This is a genomic window from Pseudomonas sp. B111 (assembly GCF_026428275.1).
GTDB lineage: Bacteria > Pseudomonadota > Gammaproteobacteria > Pseudomonadales > Pseudomonadaceae > Pseudomonas > Pseudomonas aeruginosa.
This window is the reverse complement of the sequence record NZ_CP097857.1, coordinates 3,302,797-3,318,514: the sequence shown is the minus strand read 5'-3', so window position 1 is coordinate 3,318,514 and position 15,718 is coordinate 3,302,797. Positions and strand designations below refer to the sequence as shown.

Genomic DNA, 15,718 nt, shown 5'->3' with positions numbered 1-15,718 from the left:
AAAAACTGACTTTTGAGTCAAATAATTTTTTGACCTGTAGGTCAGTCAGTTTCCCCATAAACGAAAACGGCACCCGAAGGTGCCGTTTCCCAGGGGCGGGACGCTCAGATGCGCTGGGTGTCGGTAAGCTGGTATTCCTCGCCGGCATAGTAGGCGCGCACCTTCGGGTCCATCACCGCGCGCCAGAGCGGCGGGAACAGGGCGAGGACGATCATCCCGGCGTAGCCGTTGGGCAGTTGCGGGCTGCTGTCGTAGTGGCGCAGCACCTGGTAGCGGCGCTTGGCGTAGGCATGGTGGTCGGAATGGCGCTGCAGGTGGAAAAGGAACAGGTTGGTCAGGAGGAAATTGCTGTTCCACGAGTGTTCCGGCGTGGTGCGTTCGTAGCGGCCGTTGTCCAGACGCCGCCGATGCAGGCCGTAGTGCTCGACGTAGTTGACGATCTCCAGCAGGGTGAAGGCCATCACCGACTGGCCGAGGAAGAAGATCGCTCCCAGCCAGCCGAAGGCCAGGCTGAAGCCGAGCAGGAAGAGGGCGCTGATGGCGTACCACCAGATCAGCTCGTTGCGCCAGTGCAGGGCCGGCAGGCCCTTGCGCTTCAGGCGCTCGGCCTCCAGGCGCCAGGCGTTGAGGAAGTTGTGCTTGTAGGCGTGCGGGAGGAACGAGTAGAGGCTCTGGCCGTAGCGCGAGGACGAGGCATCTTCCGGGGTCGAGACGTGTACATGGTGGCCGCGCACGTGTTCGACCTTGAAGCCGGCATAGCACACCGCCGCCAGCAGCAGGCCGCCGGCGTTCTGTTCCAGTTGCGGGTCCTTGTGGATCAGTTCGTGGGAGACGGTGATGCCGATGGCGCCCATCACGGTGCCCACCGACAGGATCCAGCCCAGTTGGCCGACCCAGTCCCAGCGGGTCTCGTGGGCGAGGATCCAGCCGGACCAGACGAGCATGCCCAGCAACAGCGGGACGGTGGCCAGGGACAGTACGCGGTAGTAGCCCTGTGCTTCCATCTCCGGCACTTCGCTGGCTTCCTCGGGGTTGGCTGGATCGCGGCCGACGATGGCATCGAGGATCGGGATCAGCCCGAACACCACGCTGATCACCAGCCAGGGCCAGGCGTTGGGATAGTCGCTACCGAGCGACCACCAGTAGCTGAGCGGAATGCCGAGCACCGCGATCAGCCAGATCCAGTAGCCGTACTTTTTCAGACGCAGCATCCAGGCAGAGGAAAGCGAGGCAAACATGGGAAGTCCTCGTATTTATCTTGTTAGATTGTCTGACAATTGTCCTCCCTTGGCCGGCCTGCCCCATCCCAACCTTCGTTCTGTCCGCCGCTTCGCCGGGAAGCCGGCGGGGTAACGCCCTGTGTTACACTTCCCATCCATATACCCCCGGAAAACGCGCCCCTGGATAAAAGGATCACCATGACGTTCAAGGCCCCGGACAGCCTGGCAGAGCAGATCGCCCACCACCTCGCGGAACGCATCATCCGGGGAGAACTCAAGGAACGGGAACGTATCCAGGAGCAGAAGGTCACCCAGACCCTCAACGTCAGTCGCGGCTCGGTCCGCGAGGCGCTGCTGATTCTCGAACGCCGCCACCTGGTGAATATCCTGCCGCGCCGCGGCGCCCAGGTGTCCGAACTGTCCCCGCAACATGTGGAAAGCCTCTACGCGCTGATCGTGCAGCTCTACATCCTGCTGGCGGAAAGCGTCGCCCGGCGCTGGCGCAGCGAAGCCGAGCTGGCACCGTTCCTGGCCATCCAGCAGCGCCTGCTGAACAACCTGGCGCAAAGCGATATCGACGGCTTCGTCGAGGCCAGCTTCGACATCATGCGCGCGGCCTTTCCTTTCGCGAACAATCCCTACCTGCAGGAGACCGTCGAAAACCTGCTGCCTGCGGTGAGTCGCGCCTACCACCTGGCGCTGGAACGGCGCAAGGCGGAAATGAACCAGTTCCTCGGCAGTTTTGCTCAGCTCCTGCAAGCGGTGATCGCCCGTGACGAGGCGAGGATCCGCGAGGTCCTGCTGGAATACGGCCGCCACAACTGCCAGCTGGTGCTGGCCGCGCTCGCCGAACGCTGATGGCGACCCTGGCGGGAGCGCACGCATGCGCCTGAAGAGCATCAAGCTGGCGGGGTTCAAGTCCTTCGTCGATCCGACCACGGTGAACTTCCCCAGCAACATGGCGGCAGTGGTAGGGCCGAACGGCTGCGGCAAGTCGAACATCATCGACGCGGTGCGCTGGGTGATGGGCGAAAGCTCGGCGAAGAACCTGCGCGGCGAGTCGATGACCGACGTCATCTTCAACGGCTCGAATACCCGCAAGCCGGTGAGCCAGGCGAGCATCGAGCTGATCTTCGACAACGCCGAGACCACCCTGGTGGGCGAATACGCCCAGTACGCCGAGATATCCATTCGCCGGCGGGTCTCGCGGGACGGGCAGAACACCTATTTCCTCAACGGCACCAAGTGCCGGCGGCGCGACATCACCGACATCTTCCTCGGCACCGGCCTGGGGCCGCGCAGCTACTCGATCATCGAACAGGGCATGATCTCCAAGCTGATCGAGGCGCGTCCGGAAGACCTGCGCAACTTCATCGAGGAAGCCGCGGGTATTTCCAAGTACAAGGAGCGCCGCCGCGAAACCGAAAGCCGCATCCGTCGGACCCAGGAAAACCTGGCACGCCTCACCGACCTGCGCGAAGAGCTGGGGCGGCAACTGGAACGCCTGCACCGGCAGGCCCAGTCGGCGGAAAAATACCAGGAACACAAGGCCGAGGAGCGCCAGCTCAAGGCCCAGCTGGGTGCCGTGCGCTGGCGCGACCTGAACGAGCAGGTCGGTCAGCGCGAGCGGGTCATCGGCGACCAGGAGATCGCCTTCGAGGCCCTGGTGGCCGAGCAGCGTGGTGCCGATGCCGGCATCGAACGGCTGCGCGACGGCCATCACGAGTTGTCCGAACGCTTCAACCAGGTGCAGGCGCGCTTCTATTCGGTCGGCGGCGACATCGCCCGGGTCGAGCAGAGCATCCAGCATGGCCAGCAGCGCCAGCGCCAGTTGCAGGACGACTTGCGCGAAGCCGAACGGACCCGCCAGGAAACCGAATCGCACCTCGGGCACGACCGTACCTTGCTCGCGACCCTGGCCGAGGAAATGGCCATGCTCGCACCGGAACAGGAACTCAGCGCGGCCGCCGCGGAAGAAGCGGGCATCGCCCTGGAACAGGCCGAGCAGGGCATGCAGGCCTGGCAGCAGCAGTGGGATGCCTTCAACCAGCAGAGCGCCGAACCCCGCCGCCAGGCCGAGGTGCAGCAGTCGCGCATCCAGCACCTGGAGCAGAGCCTGGAGCGCCTGCAGGATCGCGAGCGGCGCCTGCAGGAGGAGCGTGGCCAGTTGGCGGCCGACCCCGAGGACGCGGCGATCCTCGAACTCAACGAACAGGTGGCGATCGCCGAACTGGCCCTGGAAGAACTGCAATTGCAGGAGCAGGGCCAAGCCGAGCGACTCGAACAATTGCGCCAGGAATTGCAGCAGCTGGCCGCCGAACAGCACCAGGCGCAGGGCGAGTTGCAGCGCCTGAACGGGCGCATCGCTTCGCTGGAGGCCCTGCAGCAGGCCGCTCTCGATCCCGGACAGGGCGCCTTGGAGTGGTTGCGCGAGCAGGGCCTGGAACAACGTCCGCGCCTCGCCGAAGGCTTGCGTGTCGAGCCGGGTTGGGAGCTGGCGGTGGAGACCGTGCTCGGCGCGGATCTGCAGGCGGTCTTGCTGGACGGCTTCGACGGGCTCGCCCTGGCCGGCTTCGGCAAGGGCGAGCTGCGCCTGCTCAGCCCCGCTCGCGGAGCCGCGACGGCGGCCGGTTCGCTGCTGGACAAGGTCCGCGCCGACGCCGACCTGAGTCCCTGGTTGGCCCGGGTGAAACCGGTGGAGACCCTGGAACAGGCGCTCGCCCAGCGCGGCGCCCTGGACGACGGCGAGAGCCTGATCAGTCGCGATGGCTACTGGGTCGGCCGGCACTTCCTGCGGGTCCGGCGCAGCGACGAGGCCCAAGGCGGCATGCTCGCCCGCGCCCAGGAACTGGAGGCGTTGCAGGAACGGCGCGAGGTCCTGGAAACCCGCGTCGCCGAGGGCGAGGAGCGTCTGGCTGCGGCCCGCGACGAGCAGCGCGAGCTGGAAGGCGCGCGCGAGCAGGTGCGGCGCCAGGTCCAGGAGGAGGGGCGCCGGCACGGCGAGCTGAAGGCGCAGTTGTCCGCGCAGCAGGCCAAGGTCGAGCAACTGGTACTGCGTCGCCGCCGTCTCGACGAAGAAGTGGCGGAACTGGCCGAGCAGCGCGCGCTGGAACAGGAGCAACTGAGCGAGGCGCGCCTGACCCTGCAGGAAGCGCTGGATAGCATGGCGCTGGACACCGAGCGCCGGGAAACCCTGCTGGCGGAGCGTGACGCCCTGCGCGAACGGCTCGACCGGATTCGCCAGGATGCCCGTACCCACAAGGACCATGCGCACCAACTGGCGGTGCGGGTCGGCTCGCTGAGGGCGCAGCACAATTCCACCCAGCAGGCTCTGGAGCGCCTCGACCAGCAGTCGGCGCGCCTCAACGAGCGTTGCGAACAGCTCAACCTCAATCTGGAGGAGGGTGCGGCGCCGCTGGAAGAGCTGCGCATGAAGCTCGAGGAGTTGCTGGAGCGACGGATGGCCGTCGAGGACGAACTCAAGCAGGCGCGGCTGGCCCTGGAAGACGCCGATCGCGAACTGCGCGAGGTGGAGAAGCGCCGCGGCCAGGCCGAGCAGCAATCGCAACTGCTGCGTGGCCAGCTGGAGCAGCAGCGCCTGGAGTGGCAGGGGCTGGTGGTGCGGCGCAAAGCCTTGCAGGAGCAGCTCGCCGAAGACGGCTACGACCTGCATACGGTACTGGCCAACCTGCCCCTGGATGCCAGTGAACGCGAATGGGAGGAGCGTCTCGAGAGTCTCGCGGCGCGCATCCAGCGTCTGGGGCCGATCAACCTGGCGGCGATCGAGGAGTACCAGCAGCAGTCCGAGCGCAAGCGCTACCTGGACTCGCAGAACGACGACCTGGCCGAAGCGCTGGAGACGCTGGAAAACGTCATCCGCAAGATCGACCGGGAAACCCGCAATCGCTTCAAGGAAACCTTCGACCAGATCAATGCTGGCCTTCAGGCATTGTTCCCGAAGGTATTCGGCGGCGGTACGGCATATCTGGAACTTACCGGCGAAGATTTACTCGATACCGGTGTGGCGATCATGGCGCGCCCGCCGGGCAAGAAGAACAGCACCATCCACTTGTTGTCCGGCGGGGAAAAGGCGCTGACCGCGCTGGCGCTGGTATTCGCCATCTTCCAGTTGAACCCGGCGCCGTTCTGCATGCTCGACGAAGTCGATGCGCCATTGGACGATGCCAACGTCGGACGTTATGCGCGATTGGTGAAGGAGATGTCGGAAAAGGTGCAGTTCATCTATATCACCCACAACAAGATCGCCATGGAAATGGCCGATCAGTTGATGGGCGTGACCATGCATGAGCCGGGCTGTTCACGGCTTGTTGCAGTTGACGTGGAAGAGGCGGTCGCATTGGCTGAAGCCTGAGTGTCAGGCAGTGTAAACTTGTGCATGGGCATGTTAGTTTAATGGCCACTTTTTGTATCGCGTGGGAAAGTTCTGTCAGAACAAGGTTGGCTCCACGTTTCAAGGGACGGGACGTCCTTTTTTCATTTTTTTATTCACCATTTTCACTAGGGGCTACGGAATTACATGGATATCGGTCTGCGCGAATGGCTTATCGTTATCGGGCTTATCGTGATCGCCGGCATTCTCTTCGACGGTTGGCGGCGGATGCGGGGCGGCAAGGGCAAGTTGAAGTTCAAGCTCGACCGCAGTTTCGCCAATCTGCCGGACGACGACGGCGACTCGGCTGAACTGCTGGGGCCGGCGCGGGTGGTCGAGCATCGCGAGCCGTCCTTCGACGAACAGGACCTGCCCAGCGTCAGTGCCCGCGAAACCAAGGAGCGCAAGGGCGGCAAGCGCCAGGAAGAGCCGCGCCAGGGCGATCTGGACCTCGACGAGGGGCTGGCCCTGGAGGCGGACCCGAGCGATGCCGCCGAGACGGTGGAGCCGCGCAAGGGCAAGTCGAAGGGCCGCAAGGAGAAAGAGCGGGAGAAAGCCCCTGCGGTTGCTGCCGAACCTGCCCCGGTCGACGAGGTGCTGATCATCAACGTCATCGCCCGCGACGAAAGCGGCTTCAAGGGGCCGGCATTGTTGCAGAACATCCTCGAGAGCGGCCTGCGCTTCGGCGACATGGACATCTTCCATCGCCACGAAAGCATGGCCGGCAATGGCGAGATCCTGTTCTCCATGGCCAATGCGGTGAAACCGGGCACTTTCGACCTGGACGACATCGACAACTTCAGCACCCGCGCCGTGAGCTTCTTCCTCGGTCTGCCGGGGCCGCGCCATCCGAAGCAGGCCTTCGACGTGATGGTTGCCGCCGCGCGCAAGCTGGCCCACGAGCTGAACGGCGAGCTGAAGGACGAGCAGCGCAGCGTGTTGACCGCCCAGACCATCGAGCACTACCGCCAGCGCATCATCGACCATGAGCGTCGCAGCCTGATGCAGAAGCGCTGATCCGGCCACAGCCCCTTTCTTCGTACGGGAGGGGGCGAACTACTCTATAGAGCAGCCGAGGCTGCTCTTTTCGTTTCACGGACTCCCACCATGACCGACACCCAGGCTGCCGCCGAACGCATCGCGCAACTGCGAACCGAACTGGACACCCACAACTACCGTTACTACGTGCTCGACGAACCGAGCATTCCCGACGCCGAATACGATCGCCTGTTCCGCGAGTTGCAGGCGCTGGAGACCGAGTACCCGCAACTGCTGACGCCCGACTCGCCGACCCAGCGGGTCAGCGGCACGCCGGCCTCGGCGTTCGGCGAAGTGCGCCATGAGATCCCCATGCTCAGCCTCGGCAACGCTTTCGAGGAGCAGGACCTGCTGGACTTCGACCGCCGCGTACGCGAAGGACTGGCCGACCTGTTGCCTGGCGGCGACCTGCTCGGCGGTGGCGCGGAGGTCGAGTACAGTTGCGAGCCGAAGCTGGACGGCCTGGCCGTCAGCCTGCTCTACGAACGCGGCCAGTTGGTGCGCGGCGCCACCCGCGGCGATGGCAGCACCGGCGAGGACATCACCAGCAACGTACGCACCATTCGCAACGTACCGCTGAAGCTGCACGGCGAAGGCTGGCCGGAGATCCTCGAAGTGCGCGGCGAGGTGTTCATGTCCAAGGCCGGTTTCGAGGCGCTCAACGCCAAGGCCGTGGAAACCGGCGGCAAGACCTTCGCCAACCCGCGCAACGCGGCGGCCGGCAGCCTGCGCCAGCTGGATTCGAAGATCACCGCCAGTCGCCCGCTGGAGTTCTGTGCCTACGGCTTCGGCCAGGTCAGCGGGACGCTGCCGGACACCCAGGTGGGCATCCTCGAGGCGTTCCGCGGCTGGGGTATCCCCATCAGTCGCGAGCTGCGCCTGGTCAAGGGCGCCCAGGCCTGCCGCGACTACTACGACGACATCGGTCGCCGACGCGATGCGCTGGCCTACGAGATCGACGGCGTGGTGTTCAAGGTCAACCGCATCGCCTTCCAGCGCGAACTGGGCTTCCGCGCGCGCGAGCCGCGTTGGGCGATCGCCCACAAGTTCCCCGCGCGCGAGGAGCTGACCGAGCTGCTGGGTGTCGAGTTCCAGGTCGGCCGCACCGGCGCCGTGACCCCGGTGGCACGCCTCAAGCCGGTGCAGGTGGCCGGCGTCACGGTGTCCAATGCGACCCTGCACAACATGGATGAAGTCGCCCGCCTGGGCCTGCGCATCGGCGATACGGTGGTGATCCGCCGTGCTGGCGATGTGATTCCGCAGGTCATGCAGGTGGTGCTCGAGCGCCGCCCGGCGGATGCGCAGGCTATCGAGGTGCCCGAGCATTGCCCGGTCTGCGGCTCGGCCGTGGAGCGGACCCAGTTGGTCAAGCGCAGCAAGGGCAAGGAGTCGATCAGCGAGGGCGCCATCTATCGCTGCGTCGGCCGCCTCTCCTGTCAGGCGCAGTTGAAGCAGGCGATCATCCATTTCGTATCGCGCCGGGCAATGGACATCGACGGTCTTGGCGACAAGATCGTCGAGCAACTGGTGGATCGCGGGCTGGTCGCCTCGCCGGCGGATCTCTATACCCTGACCTATGAACAGGTGTTCGAGCTGGAAGGGTTCGCCGAGCTGTCCACCAACAACCTGCTTGCGGCCATCGCCGATAGCCGCAAGCCTTCGCTGGCGCGCTTCATCTTCGCTCTGGGGATTCCCGACGTCGGCGAGGAAACCGCCAAGCTGCTGGCGCGTTCGCTGGGTTCGCTCGAGCGGATCGGCAAGGCGCTCCCGGAAGTGTTGACCTACCTGCCGGACGTCGGCGCCGAGGTAGCCTACGAGATCCACAACTTCTTCGCCGACGAGCACAACCGCCAGGTGATCGCCCAGTTGCGCGATGCCGAACATGGCGTGCAGTTGCAGGAAGAGGGCGAGGTCGCCGCGGAGTTCGCCGCCTGTGCCTCGCTGGCCGGTTTCATCGACAAGCTGAACATTCCCTTCATCGCCGCCACCGGCGCGGAAAAGCTGGCCAGCCGCTTCGGTTCGCTCGACGGCATCATCCGCGCCGACTGGCTCGATCTACGCCAGGTGGAGCGTCTGCCCGAGCGAGCGGCGAAAAGCCTGCGCGATTTCTTCGACGAGCCGGCCAACGTGCAGCGTGCCCTGGCCATCGAGGCGCAGTTGCGTGAGTTCGGCATGCATTGGCAGAGCGAGCGCAAGGCGGTCGAAGGCCTGCCTCTGGCCGGGCAGACCTGGGTGCTGACCGGCACCTTGGAGGCGATGAGCCGGGACGTGGCCAAGGACAAGCTGGAAGGGCTCGGCGCCAAGGTGGCCGGCTCGGTGTCGGCCAAGACCCACTGCGTGGTCGCCGGGCCCGGCGCCGGCTCGAAGCTGGCCAAGGCCAACGAGCTGGGCGTGAAGGTGCTCGACGAAGACGGCCTGCTGAAACTGTTCGACGAGCACGGCGTCGCCCGCTGAAGCGGCGGCGCTGCTGCGAAAGATTTCCGAAGACTGGAGTTAACGATGGACAAGGCAAGAAAGCAGCGGTTGCTGGGCGTGCTCGCATTGGTGGTGCTGTTCGGCGCCTACGTGGGTTGGAGCGAGCGGCCGCGCATCCTGCTGCATTACAGTGGCCAGGCTTCGGCGCCGATCGCCTACAGCTACAAGGAGCAGGGCGTGGAAACCTTCTCCGGGGAGATCCGGCCCGGCCAGGTCCGCGAGTTTCCGGTGAAGCTGTTCGGCGGCAGCGATTACCGGATCGCCTTCTCCTTCCATCGCGGTGAGGAGAAGTATGCGTCGTTCAGCACCAAGCCGGGCTGGGGCACCCTGGACCTGTATGTCGATACTGAGCTGAGCGTATCGACCCAGCCGCCGCCGGAGGGTCTGATCCAGCAGCAATGAACCGCTTTCGCGAAATGGATTGCAAACGTAAGTGCTTGAAGTGGTTGTAACTTACGCGCAAGCCGGTAGAATGGCGCGGCCTACCCGAGGGTAGGCTGCAATGGTGGCCCTGTCGGTCCCCCCGCAACGATTACCCGTCAACCTGGTCAGGTCCGGAAGGAAGCAGCCACAGCGGGAACATCGTGTGCCGGGGTGTGGCTGGCGGGGCCGCCTCCATTTCAGGCCCGCCATTTTTCGCAGGCCGTCGACGCTCTTATCGGTAGCGCTGCAGTATCTCCTCGATCTCTCCGCTGCGCTTCATTTCCTCGAACGTCTTCAGTATCGCTTCCACCGGAACCTCCGCGGAATCCCGCACCAGGCAGCTCACTGCCGTTTCCTCGAGCTGCGCGGCTTCCTGGAGTGGCGGCTGCCCCGGCGCCTGGCGGTTGCTCCAGTGCAGCGACAGTTGATGGCTGACCGCGTAGCGGTAGCGGCCGGCGCGCAGCTTTTCCAGCACCAGGTCCTGGGTGCGCGCATCGTCGCGGCGCAGTCGGCCGATGTCGAACAGCGCTTGCAAGCGCGGATAGCTGTAGCCGAGGACGGTACCGATACGCTGGGCCGGCAGCGCCTCGGGAATCGGCGCGAAGCCTTCGCGGGCGACCAGGATGTCGCGTTGCACCAGCAGCGCGACGCTCCAGCGATAGCCGGGGAAGTCGTGGCTGAGCCAGGCGGGGCTGATGTAGCAGCGGACATCGATTTCGCCAGCGTTCATCGCCTGCTCGATGCGCCCGCGCGGGTAGGGGTGGTAGAGCGCCTTGCGGCCGACCTGCCGGGCAAGGGAGCGGGTGATGTCGTAGACGATGCCGTCGATCGGCTGGCCCCGTTGCAGGCGGACCAACGGCATGCTCCAGCTTTCCATCACCGAGAAGCGCAATGGCGTCGCGTCGGTCTCCGCGGCCGTCGCTGGCAGGGCCGCGAGCAACTGCAGCAGGAGCAGCGCCGGTGCGCCGAAATGAGGCATGAACGATGTCAGGGAAGGTAGAGTCATTGCCACCGACGAGGGCTGCTGAAGGGCCAGGGGAATTCTTAGCACGCAGTTTGCCAAGTCGGCGAGCGCAGAAGGGGTAAATTGCGCTAGCATTGGCCGACTTGTGTTTCCCTTCTGCGACGGTTTTCGATGAGTTATCAAGTTCTTGCGCGTAAATGGCGTCCCCGTTCCTTCCGTGAAATGGTCGGCCAGACCCATGTGCTCAAGGCTCTGATCAACGCCCTGGACAACCAGCGGCTGCACCATGCCTACCTGTTCACCGGTACCCGCGGGGTCGGCAAGACCACCATCGCGCGGATCCTGGCCAAGTGCCTGAACTGCGAGACCGGGGTCAGCTCCACGCCGTGCGGCGAATGCTCGGTCTGTCGCGAAATCGACGAAGGCCGCTTCGTCGACCTGATCGAAGTGGACGCCGCGAGCCGGACCAAGGTCGAGGATACCCGCGAGCTGCTCGACAACGTGCAGTACTCGCCGACCCGCGGACGCTACAAGGTCTACCTGATCGACGAAGTGCACATGCTCTCGTCGCACAGTTTCAATGCGCTGCTCAAGACCCTCGAGGAGCCGCCGCCGCACGTCAAGTTCCTGCTGGCCACCACCGACCCGCAGAAGTTGCCGGTGACCATCCTCTCGCGCTGTCTGCAGTTCTCCCTGAAGAACATGCCGCCGGAGCGGGTGGTCGAGCACCTGACCCACGTGCTCGGAGCCGAGAACGTGCCCTTCGAGGATGACGCCCTGTGGTTGCTCGGGCGCGCCGCCGACGGCTCGATGCGTGACGCCATGAGCCTGACCGACCAGGCCATCGCCTTCGGCGAGGGCAAGGTGCTGGCCGCAGACGTGCGGGCGATGCTCGGTACCCTCGATCACGGCCAGGTCTATGGCGTGCTCCAGGCCTTGCTGGAGGGCGATGCGCGCGCCCTGCTCGAAGCGGTGCGCCACCTGGCCGAGCAGGGGCCGGACTGGGGCGGCGTGCTTGCCGAAATACTCAACGTGCTGCACCGCGTCGCGATCGCCCAGGCCCTGCCGGAAGCGATCGACAATGGCCAGGGCGACCGCGAGCGGGTGCTGGCCCTGGCCCAGGCGTTGCCGGCGGAAGACGTACAGTTCTATTACCAGATGGGCCTGATCGGCCGCCGCGACCTGCCGCTGGCGCCCGATCCGCGTAGCGGCTTCGAGATGGTGTTGCTGCGGATGCTCGCGTTCCGCCCGGCGGACGCCGACGGCGCGCCGAGGACGCCGCTAAAGGACCTGGGGATCAGCAAGGCCACGACTGATCCCGCCAACTCCCCCGTGGCCGGCGCGGCCTCGCCTGCGCCGGTCGCTGCCGTTGCTCCCGCGCCTGTCGTGGCTGCGCCCGTCGAAGCCCCGGCTGCCCCGCCGGCAGCGCCATCCGCGCCGCCGGCGGCGGTCGAGGCACGCGTCGCGGAAGCGGTTGTCGAAGAGCCCGCCGCCGCGGCAGAGGTCGTCGACTTGCCCTGGGAAGAGCCGGCGCCGAGCCTCGCTGCCGAGCCCGAGCCCGAGCCCGAGCCCGAGCCCGAGCCCGAGCCCGAGCCCGAGCCCGAGCCCGAGCCCGAGCCCGAGCCCGAGCCGCTAGCCGTGGAGGCTCCCTCGGCCCCTCCGGCAGTGGCGGTCGAGGCGGTGGTGGAAACCGTTCTGGAAGCCCTGCCGGCTGCGTTGCCGGTAGCACCTGACGAGCAGGACGAGCAGGACGACGAGCCACCGCCCGCGGACGACTACTACGAAGTCGACATGGATACCCTGGCCTACCTGGATGCCGCGCCCGAGCCTGACGTGGTCGTGGTGGAGGAGCCGCTGCCGGCGGCGAAGCCGGCCACCGGCCTGGCCGCGGAGTGGCTGGAGCTGTTCCCGCGGCTCGGCCTCGGCGGCCTGACCGCGAGCATCGCTGCCAACTGTACGCTGGTAGCTGCCGACGGCGACCACTGGCATCTGCATCTCGATCCGGGCCAGAGCGCGCTGTTCAACGCCACCCAGCAGCGGCGGCTGAACGATGCGCTGAACCAGCACCTGGGGCGCACCCTCAAACTGGAGGTGACCCTGCAGAAGCCTGAGCAGGAGACCCCGGCCCAGGCAGCGGCACGCCGGCGTGCCGAGCGCCAGCGGGCGGCCGAGGCATCGATCGATGCCGACCCGTTGGTCCGGCAGTTGCGCGAGCAGTTCGCCGCGGTGGTCCGTGACGGTACCATCGAACCTTTGGAAGCCAAGGCCTGACCGGCGCTTGGCGCACGCAACAAGACGACATTCGAGGTGAAGAACATGATGAAAGGTGGCATGGCCGGCCTGATGAAGCAGGCGCAGCAGATGCAGGAAAAGATGCAGAAGATGCAGGAAGAGCTGGCCAACGCGGAAGTGACCGGGCAATCCGGCGCCGGTCTGGTCAGCGTGGTGATGACCGGGCGCCACGACGTCAAGCGCGTCAGCCTGGACGACAGCCTGATGCAGGAAGACAAGGAAATCCTCGAAGACCTGATCGCCGCCGCGGTCAACGATGCGGTGCGCAAGATCGAGCAGAACAACCAGGAAAAGATGTCCGGCTTCACCTCGGGCATGCAACTGCCGCCCGGCTTCAAGATGCCCTTCTGATTCTGCGTTCGTGCCGGGTCCGCCTTCTTAGGACGGCGCCCGGCAGCCATTCCCCTCCCTCTATCTGACGAGTCCTGCATGAGTTTCAGCCCGCTGATCCGCCAACTGATCGAGTCCCTGCGCATTCTTCCCGGTGTCGGGCAGAAGTCGGCCCAGCGCATGGCGCTGATGCTGCTGGAGCGCGATCGCAGCGGCGGCCTGAAGCTGGCCCAGGCGTTGACCGCCGCGATGGAAGGGGTCGGTCATTGCCGGCAGTGCCGGACCCTCAGCGAGGAGGAGCTGTGCCCGCAGTGCGCCGACCCGCGACGCGACGACTCGCTGCTCTGCGTGGTGGAAGGCCCGCTGGACGTATTCGCGGTGGAGCAGACCGGCTACCGCGGCCGCTATTTCGTGCTCAAGGGACACCTGTCGCCGCTCGACGGCCTGGGGCCGGAGGCGATCGGGATTCCCGAACTGGAAGCGCGGATCAGGGACGGAGCCTTCAGCGAGGTGATCCTCGCCACCAACCCCACCGTCGAAGGCGAGGCCACCGCCCACTATATCGCCCAGCTACTGGCCGGCCGCGGCCTGACCTTGTCGCGTATCGCCCATGGCGTGCCGCTGGGTGGCGAGCTGGAGCTGGTCGATGGCGGCACCTTGGCCCACGCCCTGGCCGGACGGCGGCCGATCTCCTGAGCTCTGTGCCTCCCGTGTCCGTAGGAAGGGCGGCCTATACGCCCTCGCCGATGGCCAGTTTCCCGTATTGAAAACCAAGCAAGCGCTAGGTAAGTTCTGAGGCTCCCATCAGGAGCCCGGCCATGACTGACTTCCAGCAGTACTTCGACGAGTCCCATCAACTGATCCGGGATTCGGTGCGCCGTTTCGTCGAGCGCGAGGTGTTGCCGCACATCGATGAATGGGAGGAGGCCGAGGAATTTCCCCGTGAACTCTATCTCAAGGCCGGCGCGGCCGGGATCCTCGGCATCGGCTACCCGGAAGCCTACGGCGGCAGTTGCGAAGGCGATCTGTTCGCCAAGGTGGCGGCCAGCGAAGAACTCATGCGCTGCGGTTCCGGTGGCCTGGTCGCCGGGTTGGGATCGCTGGATATCGGCTTGCCCCCGGTGGTCAAGTGGGCCCGTCCCGAGGTGCGCGAGCGGGTGGTGCCGGCGGTGCTGCGCGGCGAGAAGATCATGGCCCTGGCGGTCACCGAGCCCTCTGGCGGCTCCGACGTGGCCAACCTGAAGACCCGTGCGGTGCGCGATGGCGATCACTATCGCGTCAGCGGCAGCAAGACCTTCATCACCAGCGGCGTGCGCGCGGACTACTACACGGTCGCGGTGCGTACCGGCGGCGAGGGTTTCGCCGGCATCAGCCTGCTGCTGGTGGAGAAGGGCACTGCCGGGTTCAGTGTCGGACGCAAGCTGAAGAAGATGGGCTGGTGGGCGTCGGATACCGCCGAACTGTTTTTCGACGACTGCCGGGTGCCTGCGGAAAACCTGATCGGCGTGGAGAACGCTGGCTTCGCCTGCATCATGGCCAATTTCCAGAGCGAGCGCCTGGCCCTGGCGGTGATGGCCAACATGACCGCGCAACTGGCTCTGGAGGAGTCGCTGCGCTGGGCGCGCGAGCGAGAAGCGTTCGGCAAGCCGATCGGCAAGTTCCAGGTGCTGCGCCATCGTCTCGCGGAAATGGCCACGCAACTGGAGGTTTCCCGCGAGTTCACCTATCGCCAGGCAGCGAAGATGGCTGCCGGCAAGAGCGTGATCAAGGAGATCTCGATGGCCAAGAACTTCGCCACCGATGTCGCCGATCGCCTGACCTATGATGCCGTGCAGGTGCTCGGCGGCATGGGCTACATGCGCGAAAGCCTAGTGGAGCGGCTGTATCGCGACAACCGGATTCTCTCCATCGGCGGCGGTTCGCGGGAAATCATGAACGAGATCATCGGCAAGCAGATGGGGTTGTAGGGCCGCGTTCTATCAGGTGAAGTCCAGGTCGTAATGCGCCTGGCCACAGTGCAGGCAGTCGAAGCGGTAGATGGCCGGATTGCCGCCGGGCGTATAGGCGTCGACGAGGCGTTGCCAGGTGATAGCCGGCCAGGCGAAATCGGCGAAGCGCTGCGCCAGGCCCTCGGCTCCCAGTTGCCCGATTTCCTCACGCCCCGCGTCGCCGCGAAAGGCGCAGGCATCCTCGCAGCAAACCAGCCAGCGCTCCTGCTGCCAGGAGGTGTAGCCGGGCGTGCGCTCGCAGACTTCGGTGACTATATCCTCGGCGACGCCGGCGTCGAGCAGCGGATAGTCGTCGGAAAAGCTCGCTTCGTAGCGCGCGGCCGCGCTGCCGTCGGCTATGCACCAGGGGCAAAGGCTGCCGGGCGGCAACTCGTGGCGGGAATAGGGCGAACCGGTGTAGACGTAGCCACGAGCCTTGCCACAGCACTGGCAGGTGGTGGCGGAAGCCTCGATGCTGCCGCTGGCGAGCGGTTCGGGATGGTAGCGGAAGTGAGGAAGGGGAGGGTTCATGACGGCCGTACCCTGGAGACTGGCCGTCGAGTATGACGTGCCGGGCAGCCTAGCGGCTACCCGGTGG

At 65.8% G+C, this 15,718-nt stretch carries 12 protein-coding genes and 1 other RNA gene; 10 read left to right on the top strand and 3 right to left on the bottom strand.

The features are described 5' to 3' along the window. Positions 1-104 precede the first annotated feature (104 nt). Positions 105-1,238, bottom strand: a complete 1,134-nt coding sequence (gene alkB2, locus M6E97_RS15355) for an alkane 1-monooxygenase AlkB2 (RefSeq protein ID WP_003083349.1) — start codon at positions 1,236-1,238, stop codon at positions 105-107. Between the two features lie 180 nt (positions 1,239-1,418). Between alkB2 and M6E97_RS15350 the strand changes: the two genes are divergently transcribed. The 6 genes from M6E97_RS15350 to ffs all read left to right on the top strand — a co-directional run bounded on the left by M6E97_RS15350 (position 1,419) and on the right by ffs (position 9,732). After that, positions 1,419-2,078: a GntR family transcriptional regulator gene (locus M6E97_RS15350; protein ID WP_003087224.1), complete on the top strand. Its 660-nt coding sequence runs from the start codon at positions 1,419-1,421 to the stop codon at positions 2,076-2,078. A gap of 25 nt (positions 2,079-2,103) precedes the next feature. Continuing rightward, positions 2,104-5,592: a chromosome segregation protein SMC gene (gene smc / locus M6E97_RS15345; RefSeq protein ID WP_003133020.1), complete on the top strand. Its 3,489-nt coding sequence runs from the start codon at positions 2,104-2,106 to the stop codon at positions 5,590-5,592. Between the two features lie 165 nt (positions 5,593-5,757). After that, a complete protein-coding gene (zipA, locus tag M6E97_RS15340) occupies positions 5,758-6,627 on the top strand; it encodes a cell division protein ZipA (protein ID WP_023092009.1) in 870 nt (289 codons plus the stop codon). Between the two features lie 90 nt (positions 6,628-6,717). Continuing rightward, positions 6,718-9,102 carry an NAD-dependent DNA ligase LigA gene (gene ligA / locus M6E97_RS15335; protein ID WP_003140219.1) on the top strand — a complete coding sequence of 795 codons (2,385 nt, stop codon included), beginning with the start codon at positions 6,718-6,720 and terminating at the stop codon, positions 9,100-9,102. Positions 9,103-9,147: 45 nt separating this feature from the next. Next, positions 9,148-9,525, top strand: a complete 378-nt coding sequence (locus M6E97_RS15330; RefSeq protein ID WP_003083354.1) for a hypothetical protein — start codon at positions 9,148-9,150, stop codon at positions 9,523-9,525. A 110-nt stretch (positions 9,526-9,635) separates the two neighbouring features. Then, positions 9,636-9,732: signal recognition particle sRNA small type (ffs, locus tag M6E97_RS15325), an RNA gene on the top strand. 46 nt (positions 9,733-9,778) lie between these two features. Here the strand turns inward: ffs and M6E97_RS15320 are convergent. Next, positions 9,779-10,645, bottom strand: coding sequence for a substrate-binding periplasmic protein (locus M6E97_RS15320; protein WP_023657576.1), 867 nt, complete (start codon positions 10,643-10,645; stop codon positions 9,779-9,781). Positions 10,646-10,681: 36 nt separating this feature from the next. On the opposite strand from M6E97_RS15320, the gene dnaX reads away from it, so the two are divergent. The 4 genes from dnaX (at position 10,682) to M6E97_RS15300 (ending at position 15,099) form a co-directional block, all read left to right on the top strand. Next, positions 10,682-12,781, top strand: a complete 2,100-nt coding sequence (gene dnaX / locus M6E97_RS15315; RefSeq protein ID WP_115284841.1) for a DNA polymerase III subunit gamma/tau — start codon at positions 10,682-10,684, stop codon at positions 12,779-12,781. Between the two features lie 45 nt (positions 12,782-12,826). Further along, positions 12,827-13,153, top strand: a complete 327-nt coding sequence (locus M6E97_RS15310; RefSeq protein ID WP_003087236.1) for a YbaB/EbfC family nucleoid-associated protein — start codon at positions 12,827-12,829, stop codon at positions 13,151-13,153. Positions 13,154-13,231: 78 nt separating this feature from the next. Further along, positions 13,232-13,828: a recombination mediator RecR gene (gene recR / locus M6E97_RS15305; RefSeq protein ID WP_003087237.1), complete on the top strand. Its 597-nt coding sequence runs from the start codon at positions 13,232-13,234 to the stop codon at positions 13,826-13,828. Between the two features lie 122 nt (positions 13,829-13,950). Further along, positions 13,951-15,099 (top strand): acyl-CoA dehydrogenase family protein, encoded by a 1,149-nt coding sequence (locus M6E97_RS15300; RefSeq protein WP_003111078.1) that lies wholly within the window; start codon positions 13,951-13,953, stop codon positions 15,097-15,099. Between the two features lie 12 nt (positions 15,100-15,111). Here the strand turns inward: M6E97_RS15300 and M6E97_RS15295 are convergent, their stop codons facing one another. Continuing rightward, a complete protein-coding gene (locus M6E97_RS15295; protein ID WP_267262712.1) occupies positions 15,112-15,651 on the bottom strand; it encodes a CbrC family protein in 540 nt (179 codons plus the stop codon). Between the last annotated feature and the right edge of the window lie 67 nt (positions 15,652-15,718).